This is a genomic window from Mycobacterium alsense (assembly GCF_002086635.1).
Lineage (GTDB): Bacteria > Actinomycetota > Actinomycetes > Mycobacteriales > Mycobacteriaceae > Mycobacterium > Mycobacterium alsense.
Genome location: NZ_MVHD01000036.1, coordinates 32,924 through 56,108 on the forward strand (window position 1 = coordinate 32,924; position 23,185 = coordinate 56,108).

At 71.3% G+C, this 23,185-nt stretch carries 19 protein-coding genes; 6 read left to right on the forward strand and 13 right to left on the reverse strand.

Annotated features, from left to right (window positions below):
- Positions 1 to 32 precede the first annotated feature (32 nt).
- From BST11_RS18560 to BST11_RS18580, 5 genes are all read right to left on the reverse strand, one after another.
- A complete protein-coding gene (locus tag BST11_RS18560; RefSeq protein WP_083139355.1) occupies positions 33 to 1,442 on the reverse strand; it encodes a WS/DGAT/MGAT family O-acyltransferase in 1,410 nt (469 codons plus the stop codon).
- A gap of 44 nt (positions 1,443 to 1,486) precedes the next feature.
- The gene (locus BST11_RS18565; RefSeq protein ID WP_083139356.1) at positions 1,487 to 2,692 is read right to left on the reverse strand and encodes an alpha/beta hydrolase; all 1,206 of its coding nucleotides are present in this window, start codon (positions 2,690 to 2,692) and stop codon (positions 1,487 to 1,489) included.
- A gap of 91 nt (positions 2,693 to 2,783) precedes the next feature.
- Positions 2,784 to 3,314 carry a hypothetical protein gene (locus BST11_RS18570; RefSeq protein WP_083139357.1) on the reverse strand — a complete coding sequence of 177 codons (531 nt, stop codon included), beginning with the start codon at positions 3,312 to 3,314 and terminating at the stop codon, positions 2,784 to 2,786.
- A 1-nt stretch (position 3,315) separates the two neighbouring features.
- On the reverse strand, positions 3,316 to 4,542 hold the full coding sequence (locus BST11_RS18575) for a molybdopterin-dependent oxidoreductase (RefSeq protein ID WP_083139358.1): 1,227 nt from the start codon (positions 4,540 to 4,542) through the stop codon (positions 3,316 to 3,318).
- A 7-nt stretch (positions 4,543 to 4,549) separates the two neighbouring features.
- Complete coding sequence (locus BST11_RS18580) at positions 4,550 to 5,203, reverse strand: class I SAM-dependent methyltransferase (RefSeq protein WP_083139359.1); 654 nt, start codon at positions 5,201 to 5,203, stop codon at positions 4,550 to 4,552.
- A gap of 162 nt (positions 5,204 to 5,365) precedes the next feature.
- Between BST11_RS18580 and BST11_RS18585 the strand changes: the two genes are divergently transcribed.
- Positions 5,366 to 6,346, forward strand: a complete 981-nt coding sequence (locus tag BST11_RS18585) for an alpha/beta hydrolase (RefSeq protein ID WP_083139372.1) — start codon at positions 5,366 to 5,368, stop codon at positions 6,344 to 6,346.
- Here BST11_RS18585 and BST11_RS18590 read toward each other — a convergent pair.
- From BST11_RS18590 to BST11_RS18600, 3 genes are read right to left on the reverse strand one after another with little or no spacing between them, the layout of a single operon-like run.
- A complete protein-coding gene (locus tag BST11_RS18590; RefSeq protein WP_083139360.1) occupies positions 6,331 to 7,635 on the reverse strand; it encodes an amidohydrolase family protein in 1,305 nt (434 codons plus the stop codon). The two genes, BST11_RS18585 and BST11_RS18590, sit on opposite strands and share 16 nt — an antisense overlap.
- Positions 7,629 to 8,831 (reverse strand): CoA transferase, encoded by a 1,203-nt coding sequence (locus BST11_RS18595; protein WP_083139361.1) that lies wholly within the window; start codon positions 8,829 to 8,831, stop codon positions 7,629 to 7,631. Before BST11_RS18595 ends, BST11_RS18590 begins: the two co-directional genes overlap by 7 nt.
- A 48-nt stretch (positions 8,832 to 8,879) precedes the next feature.
- Positions 8,880 to 9,899, reverse strand: coding sequence for a MaoC family dehydratase (locus BST11_RS18600; RefSeq protein ID WP_142276428.1), 1,020 nt, complete (start codon positions 9,897 to 9,899; stop codon positions 8,880 to 8,882).
- Between the two features lie 57 nt (positions 9,900 to 9,956).
- Between BST11_RS18600 and BST11_RS18605 the strand changes: the two genes are divergently transcribed.
- Positions 9,957 to 11,084, forward strand: a complete 1,128-nt coding sequence (locus BST11_RS18605) for an acyl-CoA dehydrogenase family protein (RefSeq protein WP_244897701.1) — start codon at positions 9,957 to 9,959, stop codon at positions 11,082 to 11,084.
- Between the two features lie 73 nt (positions 11,085 to 11,157).
- Positions 11,158 to 11,580, forward strand: coding sequence for a CD225/dispanin family protein (locus BST11_RS18610; RefSeq protein ID WP_083139362.1), 423 nt, complete (start codon positions 11,158 to 11,160; stop codon positions 11,578 to 11,580).
- Here BST11_RS18610 and BST11_RS18615 read toward each other — a convergent pair.
- From BST11_RS18615 to BST11_RS18635, 5 genes are all read right to left on the reverse strand, one after another.
- Positions 11,574 to 12,455: an enoyl-CoA hydratase/isomerase family protein gene (locus tag BST11_RS18615; RefSeq protein WP_244897702.1), complete on the reverse strand. Its 882-nt coding sequence runs from the start codon at positions 12,453 to 12,455 to the stop codon at positions 11,574 to 11,576. The genes BST11_RS18610 and BST11_RS18615 overlap by 7 nt on opposite strands.
- Positions 12,456 to 12,535: 80 nt before the next feature.
- Positions 12,536 to 14,065, reverse strand: a complete 1,530-nt coding sequence (fadD4, locus tag BST11_RS18620; protein ID WP_083139364.1) for a fatty-acid--CoA ligase FadD4 — start codon at positions 14,063 to 14,065, stop codon at positions 12,536 to 12,538.
- Positions 14,066 to 14,136: 71 nt separating this feature from the next.
- On the reverse strand, positions 14,137 to 15,966 hold the full coding sequence (locus tag BST11_RS18625; RefSeq protein ID WP_083139365.1) for a phosphoenolpyruvate carboxykinase (GTP): 1,830 nt from the start codon (positions 15,964 to 15,966) through the stop codon (positions 14,137 to 14,139).
- 202 nt (positions 15,967 to 16,168) lie between these two features.
- Positions 16,169 to 17,713, reverse strand: a complete 1,545-nt coding sequence (locus tag BST11_RS18630) for a hypothetical protein (protein ID WP_083139375.1) — start codon at positions 17,711 to 17,713, stop codon at positions 16,169 to 16,171.
- Positions 17,710 to 18,795: a hypothetical protein gene (locus tag BST11_RS18635; RefSeq protein ID WP_083139366.1), complete on the reverse strand. Its 1,086-nt coding sequence runs from the start codon at positions 18,793 to 18,795 to the stop codon at positions 17,710 to 17,712. Before BST11_RS18635 ends, BST11_RS18630 begins: the two co-directional genes overlap by 4 nt.
- A gap of 125 nt (positions 18,796 to 18,920) precedes the next feature.
- Here BST11_RS18635 and trmB point away from each other — a divergent pair, with 125 nt between their 5' ends.
- From trmB to mmpL3, 3 genes are all read left to right on the forward strand, one after another.
- Positions 18,921 to 19,772, forward strand: a complete 852-nt coding sequence (gene trmB, locus BST11_RS18640; RefSeq protein WP_083139367.1) for a tRNA (guanosine(46)-N7)-methyltransferase TrmB — start codon at positions 18,921 to 18,923, stop codon at positions 19,770 to 19,772.
- Positions 19,769 to 20,485 (forward strand): NYN domain-containing protein, encoded by a 717-nt coding sequence (locus tag BST11_RS18645; RefSeq protein WP_083139368.1) that lies wholly within the window; start codon positions 19,769 to 19,771, stop codon positions 20,483 to 20,485. Before trmB ends, BST11_RS18645 begins: the two co-directional genes overlap by 4 nt.
- Before the next feature lie 49 nt (positions 20,486 to 20,534).
- Positions 20,535 to 23,185: trehalose monomycolate exporter MmpL3 (gene mmpL3 / locus BST11_RS18650; RefSeq protein ID WP_083139376.1), on the forward strand; the 2,651-nt coding region annotated here is incomplete at its 3' end.

A 23,185-nucleotide genomic window follows, 5' to 3' on the forward strand; every position in this document is an offset into this window, starting at 1 on the left:
GTGCCGTTTCCCCTCTTGCCCCGCGCCGAATCTCAGGCGGGCGCCATCGCGGTGTCGACGACCGTGAGTTCCTCGGAAAGTCCTGCGGCCCTTCGTATTTCGACGAAGTCGGAGACCATCGCCTCGGTCACCTCGTGCGGGTCCTTGACGGTGGCGCCGTCGGTGAGCACCGAGATGTTGAGCTGGTCGACGTAGCTCCACACGGTGATGTTGAGGCCGCTGCCCGCGGTCAGGGGGCCCACCGAGTAGATCTCGGTGACCAGCGCGCCGCCCACCCGGCCGCGCTCGCGGGGACCGGGCACGTTGGAGATGTTCAGGTTCAGGATCTTGTTCTGCCCGTCCCGGCCGGACGCCCAGCGGAAGAAGGCCTCCGTCGGCGCGGGCGGCATGTAGGCGGCCCACCTGCTGACCAGCTCCGGCCCCATCAGCTGATTGCTCTCCTTGGCGGCGATGGCGTTCTCGTGGCTGCACCGCACCCGCTCCAGCGGGTCGTCGGAATCGGTCGGCAGACCCACCAACACCCCGGTGAAGCGATTGCCGAAGATCCGCTCGGGCGAGAAGTCGAAACTCATTGGCACCGAGGCCAGCAGGGGTTCCGCGGTGCCGTCGTAGCGCAGCAGGAGCGTGCGCAGCGCGCCGCTCGACATGGCCAGCACCATGTCGTTGATCGTCGCGCCGAGGCGCTTGCCGGTCTCCTTGACGTCGGCGAGCGCCAGCGTGGCGGTCGCGAACCTGCGCTCCGGCGTGATCATGTGGTTGATGAAGCTCGGCGGCGGCGTGAACGGCCGGGTCAGCTCCGGCGAGAGCCTGCGGGAGCTGCGGCGCACCCGGCCCAGGCCCTGCGCCGTGTAGCGGACGGTCGCGGGGATGCGCCCGATGTGGCGGAGATGATCCGCGAACGCCGACCCCAGCAGCTGCCGGGCGGTGGGGGGCGGGTCCGGCAGATACCGCTCGCTGTCCGCGCCGCCCTGGAGATCCATCCCGCGGGCCATCAGGTTCGCCGACGCGACGCCGTCGGCGAGGGCGTGGTGAATCTTGCCGACCACCGCGATCCGGTGGTTGGCCAGGCCCTCGACGAAGTACATCTCCCACAGCGGGCGTTTCCGGTCGAGCGGGGTGCTGGCGATTTGCCCGATCGCCTCGTCGAGTTCGCGGCGACCGCCGGGAGCCGGCAGTCGCCAGGGCCGGATGTGGTATTCGAGGTCGACCTCGCAGCTCTCCCGCCACATCGGATGGTGGAATTTCCCGGGGACCTCGACGAGCTGGTAGCAGAACGGCTCGAGTTTGTTCAGCCGGCCGCCGATCACCGCGCGGAACGCGTCGATGTCGAAGTCACGCCGGTCCGGAGCCAGTTCGATCACGGCAGCCTTGATGGTGTGCATGTGCACGTTGGGCGTCTCGCTGTACAGCAGTACCGCGTCCCAGCCGCTGAGCCTTTTCACCGCCGCCCCTTACCCATAGAGGGACCATACTCAGCGTCGGGAGCTCAGATGACCTCTTTCGCGCCAATCTGTGTCTTGGTGCGGTAGGCCTGGTGGAGGAACAGCGACGCCGCGTGGGCCGCCGCGCCCGCCCGTTCGCCGTCGACCAGGTCGTAGCCGTGGCCCGCGCCGGGCAGTTCCAGGTAGCCGACCGTCGAACGCGACACCGCCCGCAGCCGATCGACGAACGTGCGGGCCTGCTCGACCGGGATCACGTTGTCCTTGCTGCCGTGAATCACCAAGAACGGCGGGGCATTCCGATGCACCCGCGCGATCGGCGACGCGTCGCGGAACACCTCGGGGTGGCGGGCGATCGACCGCTTGACGACCACCCGCTCCAGGAAGTCGACGAACTGGTCGCGTTCGGGCGTGGAACGGTCTTCCCAGTCGTAGCGGCCGTAGATGCCGACCACCGCGTCCACGGAGGCGTCGGCGCCTTCGGGCAGCTGGGCGCGGTGCGCGGGGTCGCCGGGGGTCAGCCCCGCGAGCGCGGCCAGGTGCCCGCCGGCCGAACAGCCCGCCACCGCAACGAAATTGCGATCGCCGCCGAACTTGTCGACGTTGGCGCGCGCCCACGCGATGGCGGTCTTGACGTCGGTGATGTGGCGCGGCCAGCGGTGGCGCGGTGAGACGCGGTAGTCGATCGCCAGGCACACCCACCCCTGCTCGGCCAGCCGCGACATGAGCGCGGATCCCTGCCCCATGCACCGCCCGTGCACCCAGGCACCGCCCGGGACGAAGATGAGCACCGGCGCGGGTTCCGGGGGCAGGTCTTTGCGGCGCCATACGTCGAGCACCTGCGCCTGGTTGTCGCCGTAGTGCACGCCACGGCGGTAGAGGTAGCGTCGCTGGCGCAGCGCGTCCCAGATCGGCGGGATCCGCTCCGCGGTGGGCCATTCGGCGTCGAGCTCCGCCGCGGACACCACGCCCCGCAGCGCGGCGAGGGAGGCCTCGCGGGTGCCCTCCCGATCGCGGCGGCGCGCGTCGTTGGTCCCGGGCGTGAGCCAGTCCTTCGCCATCGTGGACAGGGCTCGCGGCGCGTGCCGGGCGCCCCAGACGCCCATCGCGGTCACGCCGCCGAGGGGCTCGAGGCTCTTTCCGACGACCGGCAGCGAAGCACCCGCCACGCTAAGGGCCAGCATGTAGTCGGCGGGGCCGGCCCGCAGCAACCGTCTCACGCAGGGCGTCATGCGGGGTCGCTTCGCAGCCATGCACCGGACTGTACCCCCGGGGGCGTCAGCAAAACCGACGATTCCGTTAGTCGCGGCCGCCCGGGTGCCGGTCGCCGCCCTCGGACGGTTGCTAATCCTCGTTGACTACGTGTGCAGCTTGTTTTGTTTGTTTGCTCTCCAGGCGGTGTGTCGCACGCCTCTGGGTCACGGCGAGCCGCGCGGCGTAGCAAATAGCGCTCGCCGCGAACATCGCCGCGGTCAGCAGCAGCCACCGGCCCAGAAACGGCTGCTGCGTCTGCCCGGTGGCGGCCTGATACGTCGGGGCGCCCTGCTCGACGATGCCCGGCAGAAAGATCAACAGCGTCAGCCCGGCGCCCAGGGCGGGCACGCGAATGTGGTTGCGGGCGCTGACGTTCAGCCGGCTCGCGGACAGCACTTGGTCGGCCAGCGCGTAGAGCGGGAAGAGCAGGAGATCGTGGGCGATCACCGCCGCGGCCAGCCAGACGGCGATCGACTGCCACCAGGTGCCGGGGTTCCAGAGCGTCGCCGGCTGGAAGGTGGCCAGGAGGTAGCCCAACAACGCGAACCCGGACAGCATCGTCAGCAGGTGCAGCGGGCGGGACCCGTAGATCGCCGCGAAACGCGTTGAGAATGACGGCATCTCAGCTCGGCTCGAACTCGATGGACGACACCCATTTGGTGTTGTGCACGCCGGGCAGCGCCGGAACGATGATCCGGGCCGGATACCCGTGATCCAGCGACAGGTCGGCGCCGTTGACGCGCAGCGCCAGCAGGGCGTCGGGATCGCCGATCTGGTTGGCCTGCAACGCCGCCGCGCCGAACGCACCGCCTCGCTGCAGCGACGCCACCCGTGCCGCGCGCGGCGCGGGCACGCCCGCCAGCCGGGCCAGCTCGGCCAGCCGGACCCCGCTCCAGCTCTGCACCGTCGACCATCCCTCGACGCACGCGATCGGCAGCCGCGCGGTGCGTTGCGGCAAACCGGCCAGCTCGGCCCGGTCCAGCACCACCTCGGTCGCGCCCCCGCGCAGGGTCAGTCGCCAGCCGGCGCCGACGGCTTCGGGCGCGATGCCCGCCGCGGCGGCGGTCTTGTTGACCGGAAAGTCGCCCCGGCCCCGCCCACGGGGCAGCAGCAGCGCGGTACTCCGGGCGACGCCGCCGAGGGTCTGGCCCACGGTCAGGACCCCGACCAGCAGCGCGCCGGAGCCGACCAGCGCCAGCGCGCCCCGCCGGCTCATGGTCGGTTCGGCCGGGTCGGCCGCCACCAGGCCGTCGGGATCGGGCGGCTGCGGTCGGGTGTCACTTCGGTTGGTGCGCAACACTTCCCGCAGCGGCAGCGACCGCAGCCCTTGCACCATGCGTGGGAGCTTGAGCGCGATGTGCATCAGGAAGCCGGTGATGAACACCCAGGCCCCGAAGTAGTGGGCGGTGTAGAAGCTGAACCCGAAGACATAGTCGTACTGGATGTTGAGGACCCCGGTGACGATCTCGAACAACACCCCGCCGACCAGCATCAGCAGCGAAAGGCGCTCCAGCGCCTGGGCGATCGAGCGGGCGGGCGGGAACGCGAACAGCCGCGGGATCACCGACCACAGCTTGGCCAGCACCACCGGGATGATGACCAGGCCGAGTCCCACGTGCAGGCCCTGCGTCAACCGGTACAACCACGACGGGCGGGCCGGCCAGGTGAAGGCGGGCAGGCGCAGCCAGCCGACGTCGCCGGGGATGGCCTGGCCCAACTGGGGGGCGTAGGCGATGTAGGAGAGCAGCCCGGTGACGGCGACGATCGGCAGCGTGCCCAGCAGCACCACCGCGAACACCGACGTCAGCCACGGGCCGCGCAGCGGGCTGCGAAACCGCGGAAGGGTCACCGGCGGCTCACCAGGCCACCAGGCTCGCGACCACGCGGCCGGCGATGAGCCGGACGCCGGTCAGCGTGAGGCCCACCTGCGCGGCCAGCGCGGCGGCGCTGTCCACCCCCACCGATGCCCACCGGAACCAGGGCCCCACGTCCCCGCCGATCTCGAGGCGCACCCAGCGGGCGTGGACCCCGATGACCTCGGTCTCGAACTCGGCGATGCAACACCCGCCGCTGACCAGCAGCTCGGCGGCGCGCCCCAGGATCCGCCGCGGGTCGCCGCCCAGGCCGACGTTCCCGTCGACCAGCAGGACCGTCTGCCACCGGCCCGTTCCGGGCAGCGGCTCGAACACGTCGCCCAGCAGCGCCGGCGCGCCGCCGCGGCCCGCCAGGCGGATCGCCGTCGCCGACCGGTCGATACCGAGCGCGGGTATCCCCCGCCGGATCAGCCTGGCGACCAACCGTCCCGGCCCGCAGCCGAGCTCTATCGTCGGCCCGGTACACATCTGGGTGACGGCGTCGTCGAAGGCGTCGTCGTGGGCGTCGCGGGATGCGCCGTCGGGACAGCGCTCGCCCAGCCACCGGTGGGCCGGCAGGGGCCGGACCTCGCCGTCCTCGTGACGGACCCAACATCTCTCGCCTCCGAGCGCCCGATCGTAGAGATGCCCCAGCATGTCACGCCTCTCGCATCGGTGGGGATGTTGGGCCCGCGTCGCCGGCATGCTGATATCCACGGGATGGACCGGCATTTCGATCAACCCGATCGATACCCCGATCTTCGATCGGCTAACCCGGCCCGCGCCGGGCCACCGCGGACCCGGATGGATACTGTGCGGATGCCGACCGACGACGCGCGACACGATGACGACGTGCGACACGATGACGACGTTCGAAACGACGGCGTCCACCCCGACCTGCGCCGCATCGCCCGCATCGCCCCGCGGCACCTGATCGGTCCCCGCACCCTGCCGCTGCTGCGGGCTTTCAGCGCCCTCGGCGAACGCCGCGCCCGCGGCCGCGACGCGCCCGGCGTCGAGGTGATGACAATGGGATCGGGCGCCGGTGTCCGCCTGTTCCGGCCCGCCGGCGTGGACGAGCCAGCCCCGCAAGCGGGTGCCCCCACCCCCGCGCTGCTGTGGATCCACGGCGGCGGCTACGTGATGGGCACCGCGCGACTTGACGACCGGCTGTGCCGGCGGTTCAGCGCGAGGCTCGGGGTGACGGTCGCGTCGGTGGATTACCGCCTGGCGCCCGAACACCCGTATCCCGCGGCCCTGGAGGACTGCTATTCGGCGCTCACCTGGCTGGCCGACCTGCCCGCGGTGGACCGCGACCGGGTGGCGATCGGCGGCGCCAGCGCCGGCGGCGGCCTCGCGGCGGCGCTGGCGCTGCTGGCGCGAGACCGCGGCGACATCAGCCCGGTGTTCCAGGTGCTGGTGTACCCGATGCTGGACGACCGCAGTTCGGCCACCGGTGCGGACCCCAACCACCGCCTCTGGAGCACGCGCAGCAACCGGTTCGGCTGGACGGCCTACCTCGGCGGCGCGGACCCGCGGGTCGCCGTGCCGGCCCGCCGCGACGACCTGAGCGGGCTGCCGCCGGCCTGGATCGGCGTCGGTACGCACGACCTGTTCCACGACGAGGACCTCGCCTACGCGCGGCGCCTGACCGAGGCGGGCGTGCGCTGCCGCGTGGAAGTCGTCCCCGGCGCCTTCCACGGCTTCGACACGTTGGCACCGAGGGCACGGGTGTCGCGGCGATTTTTCGACAGCCAGTGCGACAGCTTGCGCGCCGCGCTCGATCACATCGCGAAGTAGACGAGTTCGCCGCCGATGACGGTGGCCGCCACCATGCCGGCGTCCAGCTCGGCCAGCGCCGTCGCCGGCGCCTCGGTCAGCACGCACAGGTCCCCGGGCTGCCCGATTTCGACGGTCCGCGGGCGCGCCGGCTGATCCGGGCATCCCAGGAACATCGTCAAAGCCTTTGTCGCCGAGACACATTCGCTCTCACCGAGGATTGAGCCGCTGGGCGTGGTGCGGTACACCGCGGCGCGCATCGCCGTCCACGGGTCGCCGTGACCGAACGGCATGTCGGTGGACAGCGCCACCGGCACCGCCGCGTCCAACAGGGAAGCGACCCGCCACAGGTCACGGTGCTCCGCGGCGGGGACGTCGTCGAGGTATTGATCGCCGCGCTCGGCGACGAAGTTGGGCTGCGTCACCACCGTGACCCCGAGCTCGGCGAGGTCACTCACGTTCTCGTCGGGCACCACCGCGGCGTGTTCGATGCGATCCCGCGGATGGCTGCCGGCCGCGCGCAGGGCGGCGATGGTGACCACGAGCTGGGCCGCGGTCACGCAGTGCACCGCAACGGGTCGACCGTCGCCGTGCTGGTCGGCGATCCAGGCCGACAGGGAGTCCAGGTCGAGACGGTCGTCGTGCAGGATCTTCTTGCCGGGTGCCAAAAAGCTCGGCCGCGGCCGGAATTCGCCGCGGCGGTGCGCCACCAGCAGCGACACCATGTCGTCGGCGTCGAGGTCGGGGGTGGCGTCGGTGACGCCGGTGACGCCGGTCGCCGCGATCCGGCGGCCGAGTTCGGCCAGGTCGGTCTCGCGCTGCTGCAGCGCGTCCGACCAGCCCCGGTCGGCGCTGCGCAGCCGCCCGTCGGGATGTTCGGCCAAACCGACGCGGCCCAGCGCCTCGGAGTTGAGCATCCACAGCACACCGCTGCGGTGCTGGATGCGCACCGGGACGTCGCGCACGAGGGCGTCGAGCGCGGTGCGGTCCAGTTCCCCGGCGACCGACTCGTAATAGCCGACGGCGCGTATCCACCCGTCCGGGCCGGGAGTCGCGTTCGACAGCAGTTGTGCCAGTTGGTCCTTGGTGGTGACGCCCGGGGGCCCGACGAAGAACGAGTTCAGCGCCGACGCCGCCGAGCGCAGGTGCACGTGGTGGTCGTGCAGCCCCGGCAGCACGGTTCCGCCGCCGGCGTAGAGCACACCCTCCCCGGGGCCGGCGACCAGATCGTCACCGACCTCCTCGATCTGGGCGCCGACCCGGATGTCGACCGTCCTACCGTCCAGCAGGGTGGCACGGTGAATCAGCATGGCAGACAGGCCCTTTCGGAGACCAACCGGCGCACCGCCTCGTTGTCGGCGCCCAGGGCGGGCGCCGGGCCCGCGGACGGGGGCACCCGCGGGGGCGGCGCCGGGACCGCGGGGAATTCCGGGGCCGGTCCCGCCGCCGGCAGCGCCGCGTAGCCGGCCGCCACGGCGGCCATCGACAGGTGGATCAGTTCGCCGCCGCCCCGGGCGAGCGATTCCGCCACGGCCAGGGTGGCCTCCAGTCCCGTCAGCGGGTCGGCGATGGCGTCGGCGCAGAACACCGGCCCCGCCGGACCGCCGGCGCCCACCAGGCCCCCGGCCACCGCGGCGTCGTCCCCGAACGCCGGCCTCGGGTCGTCGTGGCCGGTGATCCGCAGCCAGATCCGGCCGGCGCGCGGCGCGAGGTGGTCCGGCCCGAGCCCGCGCCGCGCCAGCGCCGCGGGGCGCGAGCTTTCGATCACGACGTCGGCGACGGACAGCAATTCGCGCACCTCGGCGGCCTGGTCGTCGAAATCCACGCTGTAGCACAGCTTTTCCGCGTTGATCCAGTCGAAGAAGGCGTGGTCGCCGCCGCGGGTCCCGTCCGGGCGGCGCGGGCTTTCGACCTTGACGACGGTCGCCCCGGCGCGGGCCAGCAGCCGGCCGCACAGCGGCCCGGCCCACATCGACGACAGGTCGGCCACCAACAGCCCGGCCCACCCGCGCGCGGCCGCCCTTCGGCCGAGCCGGCCCGTTCGCGGCGGGCGGGCCGCGGCCTCGCCGAGGCGGGCCGCCGGGATGTCGAGCAGGACCGCCCGCTCGGTGATCTCCGAAACCGAACGCTTTGCGGCCCAGCGCCGCAGCGCCGGCCAGGGGTCGGCCGGCACGTCGTCGGCCTGCAGCAGCGCGGGCACGGCGGCGACGTCGTCGGGGCGCGACAGCGTGATCGCGCACCAGCCATCGATGGCGGCCAGCAACCGGGTGGCGCCGCCCGCCGACACCCGGCCCCGGCGCGTCAGCCCCAGCAGCGCGGCCCGCCCGGCCAGCAGGGCGGCCGCGTCGACGGCGATGCCCAGCCGGTGACCGACGCCCGCGGCCACCTCCTCGGCGCGGGCCAGCACGTTGGCGCGGGAGAAGTCGGGCGGCCCGTCGGGCGGCCCGGTCAGATAGGCCAGCCCGCTGCTGCCCCACTTCGCCGCGGCCGAGCTCACGCCCACCATTGTGCGCGTGGCTCAACCCGCGGCCCCCACCGCGGCACCCGACGCCGGCTAGAACTGCAGCGCGCTGAAGCGCCAGTCGAGCACCGGCCGATCCGGCGCCTCCGCCGTTTCGCGAACCGCGTAGACCACCGACCGCAGCCCCAGCACCCCGCCCCGGTCGGCCGGACGCGCGGATTCCACGTGCAGCTCGCTGTACAGGGTGTCGCCCTCGCGTACCGGGCCGGTGTGATCGCACGACTCCCACCCCAGGACGGTCACCAGGTTGGGCAACAACCTGCTGGCCTGCGCGAGCGCCAACCCGATCGTGTGCCCGCCGTAGACCAGGCGCTGCCCGCCGGCGCGCGCGTCATGGTGGACCGCGGCGACGTTCAGCGTGAGCCGGGCGAGCTCGGGTGCGCTGGTCACCACGTCGGCGCCGCTGCGCAGCACCGCGCCCACCAGACCCGGGTCGAAGTGCGGACCCGGCACCTTGTCGCGGAACGCGTCGGCGTCCCACTGCGCGGTCGGATCGTGGGCCGGGCCGGGCGCGTCGGCGCCGACGGCCGTCAGGTCGTCGCCGGCGGCCCCCGATCCGTCCCTGTCGGGATCCCAGTCCGGGCCGGCCGGCAGCATGGCGCACCGGTAGAAGTCGAGGACCAACCGATCGGCCTGGTCGATGGTGATCATGCGCAGCGCCGCCAGGCCGGTCGGCGCCCGGCCCGGCTTGGGCGAATTCGCCCGCAGCCCAACAACTTCGGTGCGGGTGTAGAGCGAGTCGCCGATGACCGGGAAGCGGTGAAACCTCAGGCCGCGGTAGAACAGGTTGGCCTTGACCCGCTGGGTGGCCAGCGTCGACTGCCCGATCGCCACGTCGCACACCAGCGCGGGATGCGCCAGCGGCCCCGGCGTCCCGGTCACCGCGGCGCACAGGTCGCTGTCCAGGGACAAGCGCAGCCGGTCGCCGATGATCGCCTGGTGCGCGGCGGCCAGTCCCGCCGAGAGCGTCATCGCCGGTGCCCAGTCGAAGACCTGGCCCACCGAGAGGTCGTCGAAGAAAGGGCCGCCCTCGTGTACACGCGCAAAAGCCACCGGGCCAATATGGCACAGGTGAGCACAGCGCAAAGCGACGACTTTGACGAAGAGGAGATGCTGGTCGCCACGGTGCGGGCGTTCGTCGACCGCGACGTCAAACCCACCGTCCGCGAGCTCGAGCACGCCAACACCTACCCCGAGGCGTGGATCGACCAGATGAAGAAGATCGGCATCTACGGGCTGGCCGTTCCCGAGGAGTACGGCGGCTCGCCGGTGTCGATGCCGTGTTATGTGCGCGTCACCGAGGAACTGGCCCGCGGGTGGATGAGCCTGGCCGGTGCGATGGGCGGGCACACCGTGGTGGCCAAGCTGCTCACCCTGTTCGGCACCGAGGAGCAGAAGCGGGCCTACCTGCCGTCGATGGCGACGGGCGAGCTGCGCGCCACCATGGCGTTGACGGAGCCGGGCGGGGGCTCGGACCTGCAGAACATGGCCATGACCGCGCTGCCCGACGGCTCGGGCGGCCTGACCATCAACGGCTCCAAGACGTGGATCAGCAACGCGCGCCGCTCGGGCCTGATCGCGCTGCTGTGCAAGACCGACCCCGACGCGACACCGCGCCACAAGGGCATCTCGATCGTGCTCGTCGAACACGGCCCGGGACTGACGGTGTCGCGGGACCTGCCCAAGCTGGGCTACAAGGGCGTCGAGTCCTGCGAGCTGTCGTTCGACGACTTCCGCGCGCCGGCGTCGGCGGTCCTCGGCGGCCGGACGGGCGAGGGCTTCGCGCAGATGATGAAGGGCCTCGAGACGGGCCGCATCCAGGTGGCCGCGCGGGCGCTGGGGGTGGCGACGGCGGCGCTCGAGGACGCGCTGGCCTACGCCCAGCAGCGCGAAAGCTTCGGGCGCCCGATCTGGAAACACCAGTCCGTCGGAAACTACCTCGCCGACATGGCGACCAACCTCACCGCCGCCCGTCAGCTCACCCGCTATGCCGCCGAGCGCTACGACAGCGGCGAACGCTGCGACATGGAGGCCGGGATGGCCAAGCTGTTCGCCTCCGAGACCGCGATGGAGATCGCCCTGAACGCCGTCCGAATCCACGGCGGCTACGGCTATTCCACCGAATACGACGTGGAACGCTACTTCCGCGATGCGCCGCTGATGATCGTCGGCGAAGGCACCAACGAGATCCAGCGCAACGTGATCGCCGCGCAGCTGGTCGCCCGGGGCGGCCTCTAGCGAATCTGCCGCCGGCAACGGTGCCCGGCGCTATATTTGCCGGACCCAGGGGAACCAGGGAAGGGCGGTGGCCATGAGTTATCCCCCGGGGCCGTACGAAGGTTCCCCCGACTGGCGGCAGCCAATGCCGCCGGCTTGGCAGCAACCGTGGCCGGGCTACCCGCCCCCGCAGCCGGGTTGGCCTGTCCCGCAGCCGGGTTGGCCGGCCCGGGGCGAGCCGGACAACCACCTGGTGTGGGCGATCCTGGTGACCGTCCTGTGCTGCCTGCCGTTCGGGATCGTCTCGATCGTCTACTCCACGAAGGTCTCCGGGCTGTGGGCCCAGGGCCGCTACGGCGAGGCACAGGAGGCCGCCGACAACGCGAAGAAGTGGGCCATCATCGGCGCGGTCGCCGGCGCGGCCACCTGCGTCATCGCCATCATCTGGTTCGCGATAGTCACGGCGGTCATGTTGACCATCCCGTCGACGCCGACGACCACGTACCCGGGCTACTGAGCAACCCGCTCTTGGCCGACATGAGTCGCGTCCACCAGGCCCCAGGACCGCGCCGCGTCGGCGCCGATCGTGTGCCCGGACAGCACCAGGTACGCCGTGCGCCAACGCCCGATCCTGCGCGTCACGCTGACGGTACCGCCCGCACCGGGGATCAGACCCAGGCCCAATTCGGGTAGCCCGAACACCGAATCATCGCGCGCCGCAACCCATCCGCAAAACGCGGCCATCTCCAGCCCGCTGCCCATCACCATGCCGTGCACCTCGGCGCGGCAGGACCGGCCGAGCCGGGCGGTCAGCGCGTCGAGCGCCAGGGCGGGGCTGTGGCGGGTGCGGGCCAGGTGGGCGCTGGCCGGGTCGGCGAAGGTGCCGAACTCCGCGAGGTCGCCCCCGCTGCAAAACGACGGACCGTTGCCGCTCAACACGATCCCGGTCACCGAGGGGTCCAGCTGCGCGACGGTCAGCGCCTCGAGCAGCGCAGCCCGCGCGTCGGTGGAAAACGCGTTGTGCCGTTGCGGCCGGTTGAATTCGATGCGCAGGACGTCGCCGTCGCGGTGCGCCAGCACCGGGTGGGCGATGTCGGGCATGCGCGCCGGGCCCCGTTCGTCCAGCCAGCGCGCGAACTCCGGGCCGGCCTGCAGCGTCGAGTACGCCAGGGACTCGCTCACCACGCCCGCCAGCGTCGGGCCGCCGGGATCGACGCAGCGCAACACGTCGTCGCACACGCTGCTGGCGTGCGGCCAGCGTGCGCAGCGGTGCGTCAGCTCGGCCAGCGCGTCGGGCACCGAGGCGACGGTGATCACCCGTCGGTCGTCGGTGCGGTCTTCGGTGAGCGTGAAAGTCGCGTGCTGCAGCCAGTATTCGGAGGCGCCGGCCATTTGGCCCGTCGCGATCACCACGCCGGGCGGTATCGCCTCCCCGGCCGGGGCCGGCTCCGTCAGGTCGACGACGCGCAGTGTCACCCGGAGTACTTCTTGACCAGCTCGCCCTTGTAGAGCTTGCCGGTGTCGGTACGCGGCAGCTGCGCCTCGAAGGAGATCGACCGCGGACATTTGTAGTGCGCCAAGCGATCCCGCAGCCACGCCAGGAGCTCGCCCGCGAACTCGTCCGTGGCGTCGGCCGGGTCGACGGTCTGCACCACGGCCTTGACGCTCTGCCCCATCTCGTCGTCGGGGATGCCGAACACCGCCGCGTCCAAGACCCTCGGGTGGGTCACCAGAAGGTTTTCCGCCTCCTGCGGGTAGATGTTGACGCCGCCGGAGATGATCATGTGATGCCGCCGGTCGGTCAGGTAGAGGTAGCCCTCCTCGTCGACGTAGCCGACGTCGCCGACGGTTGCCCACCCGTGCCTGTCGCGCGACTTGGCCGTCTTGTCCGGGTCGTTGAGGTACTCGAAGGCGTAACCGCCCTCGAAGTAGATCTCGCCGGCTTGGCCCGGGGGCAGCTCGTTGCCCTCTTCGTCGAGGATGTGCACCACGCACGCCATCGGCTTGCCGACCGACCCCGGGTGAGCCAGCCATTCCTCGGCGCTGATCAGCGTGGAGCCGTGCGCCTCCGAGGAGGCGTAGTACTCGTCGACGATCGGCCCCCACCACTCGATCACCCGTTGCTTGATCTCCACGGGGCAGGGCGCCGCCGCGTGCATCACCCGCCGCAGGGACGAGACGTCGTACGAATCCCGCACCTCCGCAGGCAGTTTCAGCATCCGCGTGAAGTGGGCGGGGACGAACTGGGCGTGGGTGACCCGGTAGCGCTGGATGGCGGCCAGGCAGCCCTCGGGGTCGAATTTCTCCAGCACCACCGTGGTGATGCCGCCGGCCTGCACGGTCATCGACCACACCGACGGCGCGGTGTGGTAGAGCGGGGCCGGGCTCAGGTAGATCGAGTCGGGCGTCATCCAGAAGCCGACGAGCGCCGACATCATGCCGGGCGCCTCGGCCGGCGAGACGTGCGGCAGTTCGCGCTTGATGCCCTTGGGCCGGCCGGTGGTGCCCGACGAGTACTGCAGCAGGTCGCCCTCGATCTCATCGTCGATGGGTGTATCGGGTTGATCCGCAACGCATTCCGGGTAGCGCTGCCAGCCGTCCAAATCGGCGTCTTCCTCGTCCAGGGCGATCAGCAGCAGCTCGGGCAGGCCGCCGGGCAGGTGCTCGCCCAGGTTCTCGCACGTCTTGCGCAGCGCCGCCGAGCCGACGATGGCCTTGGCGGCGCTGTTGTCCACGATGTAGGCGGCCTCGGCCGCGGTCAGGTGGGTGTTGATCGGCACGTAGTACAGGCCGCTGCGGCGCGCCGCCCACATGACCGCGTGGATGTGCTCGTTGTTCTCCATGAGGATCGCGACGGCGTCGCCCTCGACCAGCCCGGCCCGCCGGAAGTAGTGCGCCAGGCGGTTGGCGCGGGCCTCCAGCTCGTCGAAGGTGACGACCGTGCCGGACGGATGGAGGATGACGGCGGGCTTGGCGGAGCCGAGATACTCGCGAATCTGCATGCGCAGACTGTACCGCCACGAAAATTGACGGGTGTCAAGCGGTTCGGGTTAGCTGCCGACCGCCGGCCGCGCTACTGAGATTCGGCCAGCCGCTGCTTGAGCGCCTCGAACTCGTCCTTGACGCCGGTGGGCAGCTTCTCGCCGATGAACTCGAACCACTCCTCGATCAGCGGCAGCTCCTGGCGCCACTCGTCGGCGTCGACCTCCAGCGCCCTGGCCACGTCCTCGCCGGCGACGTCCAGGCCATCCAGGTCGAGGTCCGCGGGGGTCGGCACGACACCGATCGGGGTGTCCTGGCCGCCGGCCCGGTGCTCGATGCGGTCGACGATCCACTTCAGCACGCGGCTGTTCTCACCGAAGCCCGGCCACAGGAACTTGCCGCCCTCGCCGCGGCGGAACCAGTTGACGAAGAACACCTTCGGCAGCTTGGACTCGTCGGAGTTCTTGCCCAGGTCGAGCCAGTGCTGGAAGTAGTCGCCGACGTTGTAGCCCAGGAACGGCAGCATCGCCATCGGGTCGCGGCGCACCGTGCCGACCTTGCCCTCGGCGGCCGCGGTCTGCTCGCTGCCCATGGTGGCGCCCATGAACACGCCGTGCTGCCAGTCGCGGGCCTCCGTCACCAGCGGCACCGTCGTCTTGCGGCGGGCGCCGAACAAGATGCCCGAGATCGGCACGCCCTGCGGGTCGTCCCACTCCGGCGCCAGGATCGGGCACTGCGACATCGGCGTGCAGTAGCGCGAATTCGGGTGCGCGGCCTTGGTTTCCGTCTCGCGGATGACCCAGTCGTTGCCCTTCCAGTCGATCAGGTGGTCCGGCTCGCCCTCCAGGCCTTCCCACCACACCCCGTCGTCGTCGGTGAGCGCGACGTTGGTGAAGACGGTGTTGCCGGCGGCGATGGTGCGCATCGCGTTGGGGTTGGACTTCCAGTTGGTGCCCGGCGCGACGCCGAAGAAACCGAACTCGGGGTTGACCGCGTACAGCCGGCCGTCCTTGCCGAACCGCAGCCAGGCGATGTCGTCGCCGAGGGTCTCGGCGCGCCAGCCCGGGATGGTCGGCTGCAGCATGGCCAGGTTCGTCTTGCCGCACGCCGACGGGAACGCCGCGGCGAAGTAGTACGCCTTGTTCTCCGGGGAGATCAGCTTGAGGATCAGCATGTGCTCGGCGAGCCAGCCCTCGTCGTGGGCCATCGCCGACGCGATCCGCAGCGAGTAGCACTTCTTGCCCAGCAGCGCGTTGCCGCCGTAGCCGGAGCCGTAGCTCCAGATCTCGCGGGTCTCGGGGAAGTGGGTGATGTACTTGGTGTCGTTGCAGGGCCACGGCACGTCCTTCTGCCCGGGCTGCAGCGGGGCGCCGACGGAGTGCAGCGCCTTCACGAAGAACCCGTCGTCGCCCATCTTCTCCAGGGCGGCCCTGCCCATCCGGGTCATCACCTTCATCGAGACGACGACGTACTCGGAGTCGGTGATCTCGACGCCGAGCTTGGGGTCGTCGGCGCCGAGCGGGCCCATGCAGAACGGCACCACGTACATGGTGCGGCCGCGCATGCAGCCGCGGTACAGGTCGGTCAGGGTGGACCGCATCTCGGCGGGGTCCATCCAGTTGTTGGTCGGCCCGGCGTCGATCTCGCGCTCGGAGCAGATGAAGGTCCGCGACTCCACGCGGGCGACGTCGGACGGGTCGGACAGGGCCAGGAACGAGTTGGGGTACTTGTCGGGGTTGAGCCGCTTGAAGGTGCCCGCCTCGACGAGCTGGTCGGTGAGCCGCTTCCACTCCTCGTCGGAACCGTCAGCGAAGACGACCCGGTCCGGCTGGGTGAGCTCGGCGACCTCCTCCACCCACGACAGCAGCCCCTGGTGTTTCGTCGGCGCGGTGTCCAGACCCGGAACGGTCGCTGAAGTCATCGAACTCTCCTGGTTTCTTCTGCCTGCTTACTCGGCTCGTGGTTGGTAGTGCCTCGTATATCTGAGTACGTCTCGGTATGCCTCGGCCCACACACTGTTTACTTGGTGGCGTTAACAACAGGTTATCGTGATCGACTTGTCGGGGAGGTCTCGGGCGGGTATAAGCCTTCTCACAACAACGATTCAGAAACCCGGCCGAACGTCAGTCGGCATCGCCATTCGCGCTCCTCGAAGCGTGTTTTTCCGTTTCGTCCCCATCCGTTTCCGGGCCGGGGTCGTCGGGTGGGGGAATACCCGGTTCTCCGAGTTCTGCACGCACGGCATTCAGCGCCGCCAGGACAGTCGGCATCTCCCGGTCCCGCGCGGCCGCCGCCCGCGCCGCGGCGATGGCGTGCTCGCGAAGTTCGCTGTCGATGGCCGACACCTGGTCGGCCACCTGGGTGTTCTCGGCCTCGTCGCGGGCGAGCAGCGCGGTGCTCAGCGCCGACTCGGCGACCAACACCCGGGTGGCCACCAACTCCTCCACCGCCGAGCGCAGCGACGAGGTCACGTCGCCCGCCCAGCGGTCCAGCAGCGCGCGGTCGAGCAGCAGGGCGCGGATGTGGACGACCACGAACGTGACGGCCAGCCCGATCGCCACGCACCCCGCGGCCCCGGCCACCGCCACCGCGGGGCTCAGCCTGGAGGTCAGCCCGCCGACCAGCCGGCTGAGGGTCAGCGCCACGCCCAGCCCGAAGCCGGCGCCCAGCACCATCATCAGCCAGGTTTCGTGGCGCCGGGATTTCAGCGGCAGCGGGAGGACCTCGACCGTCGGCGCCGGCCCGGCGCCTTCGACCGCGGGTAGCGCCTCCGGAACGCCCAACACCTCGGCGACGCCGGCGAGGTGGTGCGCGGTCCCGTCGCTCACCTCGGCCACCACCTCGTCGACCCGTCCGCGGGCGTGCTCTTCGAAGGCGGCCATGTTGCGCCGCGACAGGCCCGCCGCGTCCTCCTGCAGCTCGCCGCGCAGCGACGAGCACCGATTGCGGGCGAAATAGGACAACTGGACCCGGGCCTGCTGGATCTGGCCGCGCAGCGTGATGGTGCGCTCGGTCTTCGACTGGCGCCGCCGCCGCAGGGCCGCGCTGCGCTCTTCGCGCAGCGCGTCGACCCGCGCCCTCCGGCCGGCGCCCTGGGCGTCGCGCTCGAAACGCCGCGCGACGGTCCGCAGACGCGATTCCCACGCGCGCAACCGGTTTCGCCGCGGGTTGTCGGCGTCGTCCAGCCGGGCCGCGACCGTCCGCACCAGCTCGTCGACGTCCGGCTCGCCGAGGTCGGGGCGGGCGGCCGCGCCGACCCAGGGCGCCCGGCCGTAGCGGGGCGCGTGCGCGGCCAGGGTTTCGCGATTGGCGGCGAGCACTTCGCGCCAGTTGAGGTGTGCGTCGGTCTTGGACACCACGCCGACGACGACGTCGGTGTGGTCGGCGGCGGCATCCAGCAGCGCGCAGTCGGACCCGGTCAGCTGCGCCGCCGCGGACACCACGAACACCACCGCGGTCGGCGCGTCGCCCGGCCCCAGATCCGTGGACTCGACGAACTTGTGTTGCGGCAGCCGCTCGCGCAGCGCCGTGGCCACCGCGGTGACGCCGGCCAGCCACGGCCCCGTCACCAGCACCACGTCGCGCCGGTGGATGGCGGGCGGGTCCAGGTGGGGCCCGATCGCGGCGACCAGCGCGTCCACCTCGGCGGCGGGATCTTTGGCGCTCACTCGCACCCCCCCGGCGCGTGGGCCCGCGACCACAGCCGCAACGATCCCCGGGTGATGTCCGCGGCGCAGGCGCGGTGCAGCGCACCGAGCGCACCCCCGCGTCCGTAGCGCTGCCAGCGCAGCGCGCGGGGCAGGTGCGCGCCCGGATCGCCGCCGTCGAGGGGGCCGAGGCCCGCGGCTTCGGCGAGCTCGACGGCGGCGGCCATGCGGGCGACGACGGTGTCGTCGCGGGCCAAGAAGTCGCCCACGGTCCCGTCGCGGACGGCCAGGGCCTCCAGTTCCGCGACCGCCCGCAGCACCCGCCGGTACCGCGCCCCCGCGCCGGCGACCGCGATCCCCTTCAGGACGGCGTCGACGCCGCTGCACCGGCGCAGCAGCGCACACACCCGCGCCGGCGTCCCACCCCGCTGGAGCGCGGCGACGCTCAGGGCGGTGCCGAACACGCCCAGGCCGTCGAGCAGGCGCCGCCTTGTGTCGGCGGGGACCGGGAGGCGGGCCGCCAGGAACCCGTCGGCCGAACCGTCGAGGCAGGTGGCGCCGCCGGGAGCGGCGGCGACGGCCCGCAGCGCCGCCCAGGCCGCGGCGTCCAGGCCGTCGAGCGCCGCGACCGCGAGCAGGCCGCTCATCGGCTCGACGGGCGCGCCCACCCGCGCCGCGAAGTCCGCGCAGCGCGCCCGCGGGTCCGCCCGGTGCAGCATGGCCAGGTCGGACTTGTTCAGCGCGACCAGCACCGGGCACCCGGTGGCGGCCGCCGCCGCGATCGCCTCGGTGTCCTCGGGTTTGACGACCTCGGTGGTGACGTAAACGGCCACGTCGGCCAGGTCGGCCACGTCGGCCACGTCGGCCACGTCGGCCTCGGGGCGGCCCGTTACCGAGATCGCCGGGGCGCGGCCCAGGGCGCGCGCCACCGTGCGGCGACCGACTCCGCGGCGCCCGCAAACGGCCACCCGCAACGGCATGGCCGCCCGCTCGGCGACCGCCGCCAGACGCGGGTCGGCGCGGTCGGCGGCGAAGCGCGCCAGCTCGTCGACGAAAATTCGTGCCCTCCTGCAGTCACCGGCAGCTACCGTCCGGTCCCCCACCGGACGCGAAACCTATCGAATCGTGGCATCTACGTCGCCGAGATGCGAGCCACCATGCGTGCGTTACCGGCCGAAGGCAACTGTTGGGTATCAATCTGGACCTGGGGCGGCTACATCGGCGATTCATGCGCCACGATGGACAAATGCATGCGCTACCCGGGGTCGGGACGTGTCCCGATGCGCGAGCGGAGGGTGCCTCAAAAACGGGACCAGGAGCCGGGCCAGAAACCGGACCACAAACTGGACCACAAAATGGAGGCGCCATGGTCCCGACCCCCCAACCGCGCCACCTCCCGGCCTCGAGCTTCCGCTCGCGGCGTTCCGGGCTGTCCGGGGCCCAGCGCGAGACGTGGGAGCGGCTGTGGCCCGAGCTGGGCCTCACGCTGGGGCCGGACCAGCGCCCGGAGCGGCTGGACACCCGCGCATGGTTCGGCCGCCAGGCGCCGGTGGTGCTCGAAATCGGTTGCGGCAGCGGCACATCCACGCTGGCGATGGCCAAGGACGAGCCGGGGGTCGACGTCATCGCGGTGGAAATCTACCGGCGCGGCCTGGCGCAGTTGCTGAGCGCGATCGACCGCGACCGGGTCGGCAACATCCGGCTGATCCGGGGGAACGCGATCGACGTGCTGGACCTGATCGGGCCGGGCACGCTGACCGGCGTCCGCGTCTACTTTCCCGACCCCTGGCCCAAGGCCCGTCACCACAAGCGCCGCTTCTTGCAACCGGGCACGATTGGTCTGATCGCCGACCGGCTACTCCCTGGTGGTGTCCTGCACGCGGCGACGGATCATCCCGGCTACGCCGAACACATCGGCGAGGTCGGGGACGCCGAACCGAGGCTGCGTCGCGCCCGGCCCGGCGACCGGCTGCCGGTCTCCGTCGCGCGCCCCGCCACCAAGTACGAGTCCAAGGCTCGCGACGCGGGCAGCGTCGTGAACGAATTCATCTGGCAAAAGCTGGAAAAGGCAAAGGGATGAGCCTGACGGAAGAAGCCGCGACCTCAGAAGCACCACCCCTGGACTCGCCGGCGGTGCTGTCGGCCGAGGGCCTCGGCAGCTTTCAAGCACCGGCCGGGCGCGTGCTGCTGGTCTGGGACGCCCCCAACCTGGACATGGGGCTGGGATCCATCCTGGGCCGTCGGCCCACCGGGCTGGAGCGCCCGCGCTTCGACGCCCTGGGCCGCTGGCTGCTGGGGCGCACGGCGGAGGTCAGCTCCGCCCGCCCGGGCGTCGTGATCGAACCCGAGGCCACCGTCTTCACCAACATCGCCCCGGGCAGCGCCGAGGTCGTCCGGCCGTGGGTGGACGCTTTGCGCAACGTGGGGTTCGCGGTCTTCGCCAAGCCGAAGATCGACGAGGACAGCGACGTCGACCGCGACATGCTCGCCCACATCGCGCTGCGGCATCAGGAGGGCCTGGCGGCGCTGGTGGTGGCTTCGGCCGACGGTCAGGCCTTCCGTCAACCGCTGGAGGAAATCGCACGCGCCGGCGTGCCCGTTCAGGTGATCGGATTTCGCGAACATGCCAGTTGGGCGCTAGCGTCGGATACCTTGGAGTTCGTCGACCTGGAAGACATCGCCGGTGTGTTCCGGGAGCCGTTGCCGAGGATCGGCCTAGATTCGCTGCCTGACCAGGGGGCATGGCTGCAGCCGTTCCGGCCGCTGTCCGCCTTGTTGACCACGCGTGTGTGAGACTGGGAATCCGATGCGCGGGTCGCTACTGATCCAGTAAGGAGCTTACGTGTTCGCCTGGTGGGGTCGAACCGTGTACCGCTACCGGTACATCGTGATTGGGGTCATGGTGGCCCTGTGCCTCGGCGGCGGCCTGTTCGGGATGAGCCTGGGTAAGCACGTCACGCAGAGCGGTTTCTACGACGACGGCAGCCAATCGGTCAAGGCCTCGGTGCTGGGGGACCAGACCTACGGCCGCGACCGCACCAGCCACATCGTCGCCACCTTCACCGCCCCCGACGGCAAGACCGTCGACGACCCGACGTGGCGCCAGAAGGTCGTCGACGAGCTCAACAAGTTCAAGAAAGACCACCCCGGCCAGGTCGTCGGCTGGGCGGGCTGGCTGGCGGTGTCCAACCCCGCCGACGCGCCCCCGCTGATCAAGGGGATGGCGACCGAGGACAAGAAGCACACGTTCGTGTCCATCCCGCTGAAGGGAGACGACGACGACACGATCCTCAACAACTACAAGGCCATCGCGCCCGACCTGCAGAAGCTCGACGGCGGCACCGTGCAACTCGCCGGCCTCGAGCCGATCGCCAACGCGTTGACCGGCACGATCGCCACCGACCAGCGCCGCATGGAGGTGCTCGCGCTGCCGGCGGTCACGGTGGTGCTGTTCCTGGTGTTCGGCGGCGCGATCGCCGCCGGCCTGCCCGTGATGGTGGGCGGGCTGAGCATCGCGGGCGCGCTGGGCATCCTGCGGTTCGTCGCCCTGTTCGGGCCGGTGCACTACTTCGCCCAGCCGGTGGTCTCGCTGATCGGCCTCGGTATCGCCATCGACTACGGCCTCTTCGTGGTGAGCCGGTTCCGGGAGGAGATCGCCGAAGGCTACGACACCGAGGCCGCCGTGCGGCGAACCGTGATGACGGCCGGGCGCACCGTCACCTTCTCGGCGGTGCTGATCATCGCCTCCAGCGCCAGCCTGCTGGTCCTGCCGCAGGGGTTCGTGAAGTCGTTGACCTACGCCATCTTCGCCGCGGTCGGACTCGCCGCATTGCTGTCGATCACGCTGCTGCCCGCCAGCCTGGGCATCCTCGGCCGCCACGTCGACGCCCTGGGCGTGCGGACCGCGTTCCGCGTTCCCTTCCTGCGGAACTGGAAGGTGTCGCGCGCCTACCTCAACTGGCTCGCGGACCGGCTGCAGAAGACCAAGACCCGGGAAGAGGTCGAGGCCGGCTTCTGGGGCAAGCTCGTCAACTTCGTGATGAAGCGACCGCTGGCGTTCGCCGTCCCGATCGCCGTCGGCATGATCCTGCTGGTCATTCCCCTGGGCAACCTGTCGTTCGGCGGCATGAGCGAAAAGTACCTGCCGCCGAACAACTCCGTCCGCCTGGCGCAGGAGCACTTCGACAAGCTCTTCCCCGGTTACCGGACCGAGCAGCTGACGGTCGTGATCGAAAGCGACAACCACACCAAGGTCACCGATCAGCAGGTGGCCGACATCCGCAACCGGCTCGCGCCGATCACCGGGTTCACCGACAAGACCTGGCAGGAGCGGCCGTGCCCGACCATCGCCGGCAACCCCTGCGTCAACGGGCCGAACGGGACGTCGCAGCCCAAGGACGACTCGGTGCGGGTGATCCAGAACGGGTTGTCCAACCGCAATGACGCCGCCAAGAAGATCGCCGAACTGCGCGCCACAAACCCGCCGAAGGGCCTCAACCTGCTGGTGGGCGGGACGCCCGCGCTCGAGCAGGACAGCATCCACAGCCTCTTCGACAAGGCGCCGCTGATGCTGGTGCTGTTGCTCGGCGCCACGACGGTGCTGATGTTCCTCGCCTTCGGCTCGTTCGTGCTGCCGATCAAGGCCGTGGTGATGAGCGCGCTGACGCTCGGGTCCACCCTGGGCATCCTGACGTGGATCTTCGTCGACGGGCACTTCGCCACGTGGCTGAACTTCACCCCGACGCCGTTGATGGTGGTGCTGATCGCGCTGGTGGTCGCGGTCGGATTCGGCCTGGCGACCGACTACGAGGTGTTTTTGGTCTCGCGCATGGTGGAGGCGCGCGAACGCGGCATGTCCACCGCCGAGGCCATCCGGATCGGCACCGCGACCACCGGCCGCCTGATCACCGCCGCCGCGCTGGTGCTCGCGGTGGTCGCCGCGTCGTTCGTGTTCTCCGACCTGGTGCTGATGAAGTACCTCGCGTTCGGATTGATGGCGGCGTTGCTGCTGGACGCGACGGTGGTCCGGATGTTCCTGGTGCCCTCGGTGATGAAGCTGCTCGGCGACGACTGCTGGTGGGCCCCGCGCTGGGCCAGGCGCCTGCAGAACAAGCTGGGGCTGGGCGAGATCGACCTGCCCGACGAGCGCAAGCGACCCACCCTCAACGGGCGGGCCGCCCGGCCGCCGGTCGCCGCGGCCAGCCTGGTCGCCGCGAAGCCACGCGCGCCGCACGACCCCACCCACCCCGGCGCGCTGGAACCGCCGCGGCCCGTGCGCCCCGGCCCGCCGGAACCCAGGCCCGCGCGCGAGCCGGCCCCGGGCGCGCCGTCGGGCGCCGGCACCGCGCGGCTGCAGGCCCCGCCGCGCCAGCCGACGGAAGCGGCGACGGCGCGCCTCGCGACACCCGGTCGCGAGCGGCCCGCCGACGCGCACGGCCCGGGCAATGCGGCCCCCCAGCCCGCGCCGTCGCCACGGTCACCATTGTCACGGGG

What these genes read in the sequence shown, in the direction of transcription:
- BST11_RS18610 (WP_083139362.1), top strand. Translation starts at nt 11,158, where the DNA reads ATGAGTTATCCCCCGGGGCCGTACGAAGGTTCCCCCGACTGGCGGCAG.
- trmB (WP_083139367.1), top strand. Translation starts at nt 18,921, where the DNA reads ATGCGCCACGATGGACAAATGCATGCGCTACCCGGGGTCGGGACGTGT.
- BST11_RS18645 (WP_083139368.1), top strand. Translation starts at nt 19,769, where the DNA reads ATGAGCCTGACGGAAGAAGCCGCGACCTCAGAAGCACCACCCCTGGAC.
- BST11_RS18570 (WP_083139357.1), bottom strand. Translation starts at nt 3,314, where the DNA reads ATGCCGTCATTCTCAACGCGTTTCGCGGCGATCTACGGGTCCCGCCCG.
- BST11_RS18590 (WP_083139360.1), bottom strand. Translation starts at nt 7,635, where the DNA reads ATGCTGATTCACCGTGCCACCCTGCTGGACGGTAGGACGGTCGACATC.
- BST11_RS18605 (WP_244897701.1), top strand. Translation starts at nt 9,957, where the DNA reads ATGCTGGTCGCCACGGTGCGGGCGTTCGTCGACCGCGACGTCAAACCC.
- BST11_RS18585 (WP_083139372.1), top strand. Translation starts at nt 5,366, where the DNA reads ATGCCGACCGACGACGCGCGACACGATGACGACGTGCGACACGATGAC.
- BST11_RS18580 (WP_083139359.1), bottom strand. Translation starts at nt 5,203, where the DNA reads ATGCTGGGGCATCTCTACGATCGGGCGCTCGGAGGCGAGAGATGTTGG.
- BST11_RS18615 (WP_244897702.1), bottom strand. Translation starts at nt 12,455, where the DNA reads ATGGCCGGCGCCTCCGAATACTGGCTGCAGCACGCGACTTTCACGCTC.
- fadD4 (WP_083139364.1), bottom strand. Translation starts at nt 14,065, where the DNA reads ATGCAGATTCGCGAGTATCTCGGCTCCGCCAAGCCCGCCGTCATCCTC.
- BST11_RS18595 (WP_083139361.1), bottom strand. Translation starts at nt 8,831, where the DNA reads ATGGTGGGCGTGAGCTCGGCCGCGGCGAAGTGGGGCAGCAGCGGGCTG.
- BST11_RS18565 (WP_083139356.1), bottom strand. Translation starts at nt 2,692, where the DNA reads ATGGCTGCGAAGCGACCCCGCATGACGCCCTGCGTGAGACGGTTGCTG.
- BST11_RS18625 (WP_083139365.1), bottom strand. Translation starts at nt 15,966, where the DNA reads ATGACTTCAGCGACCGTTCCGGGTCTGGACACCGCGCCGACGAAACAC.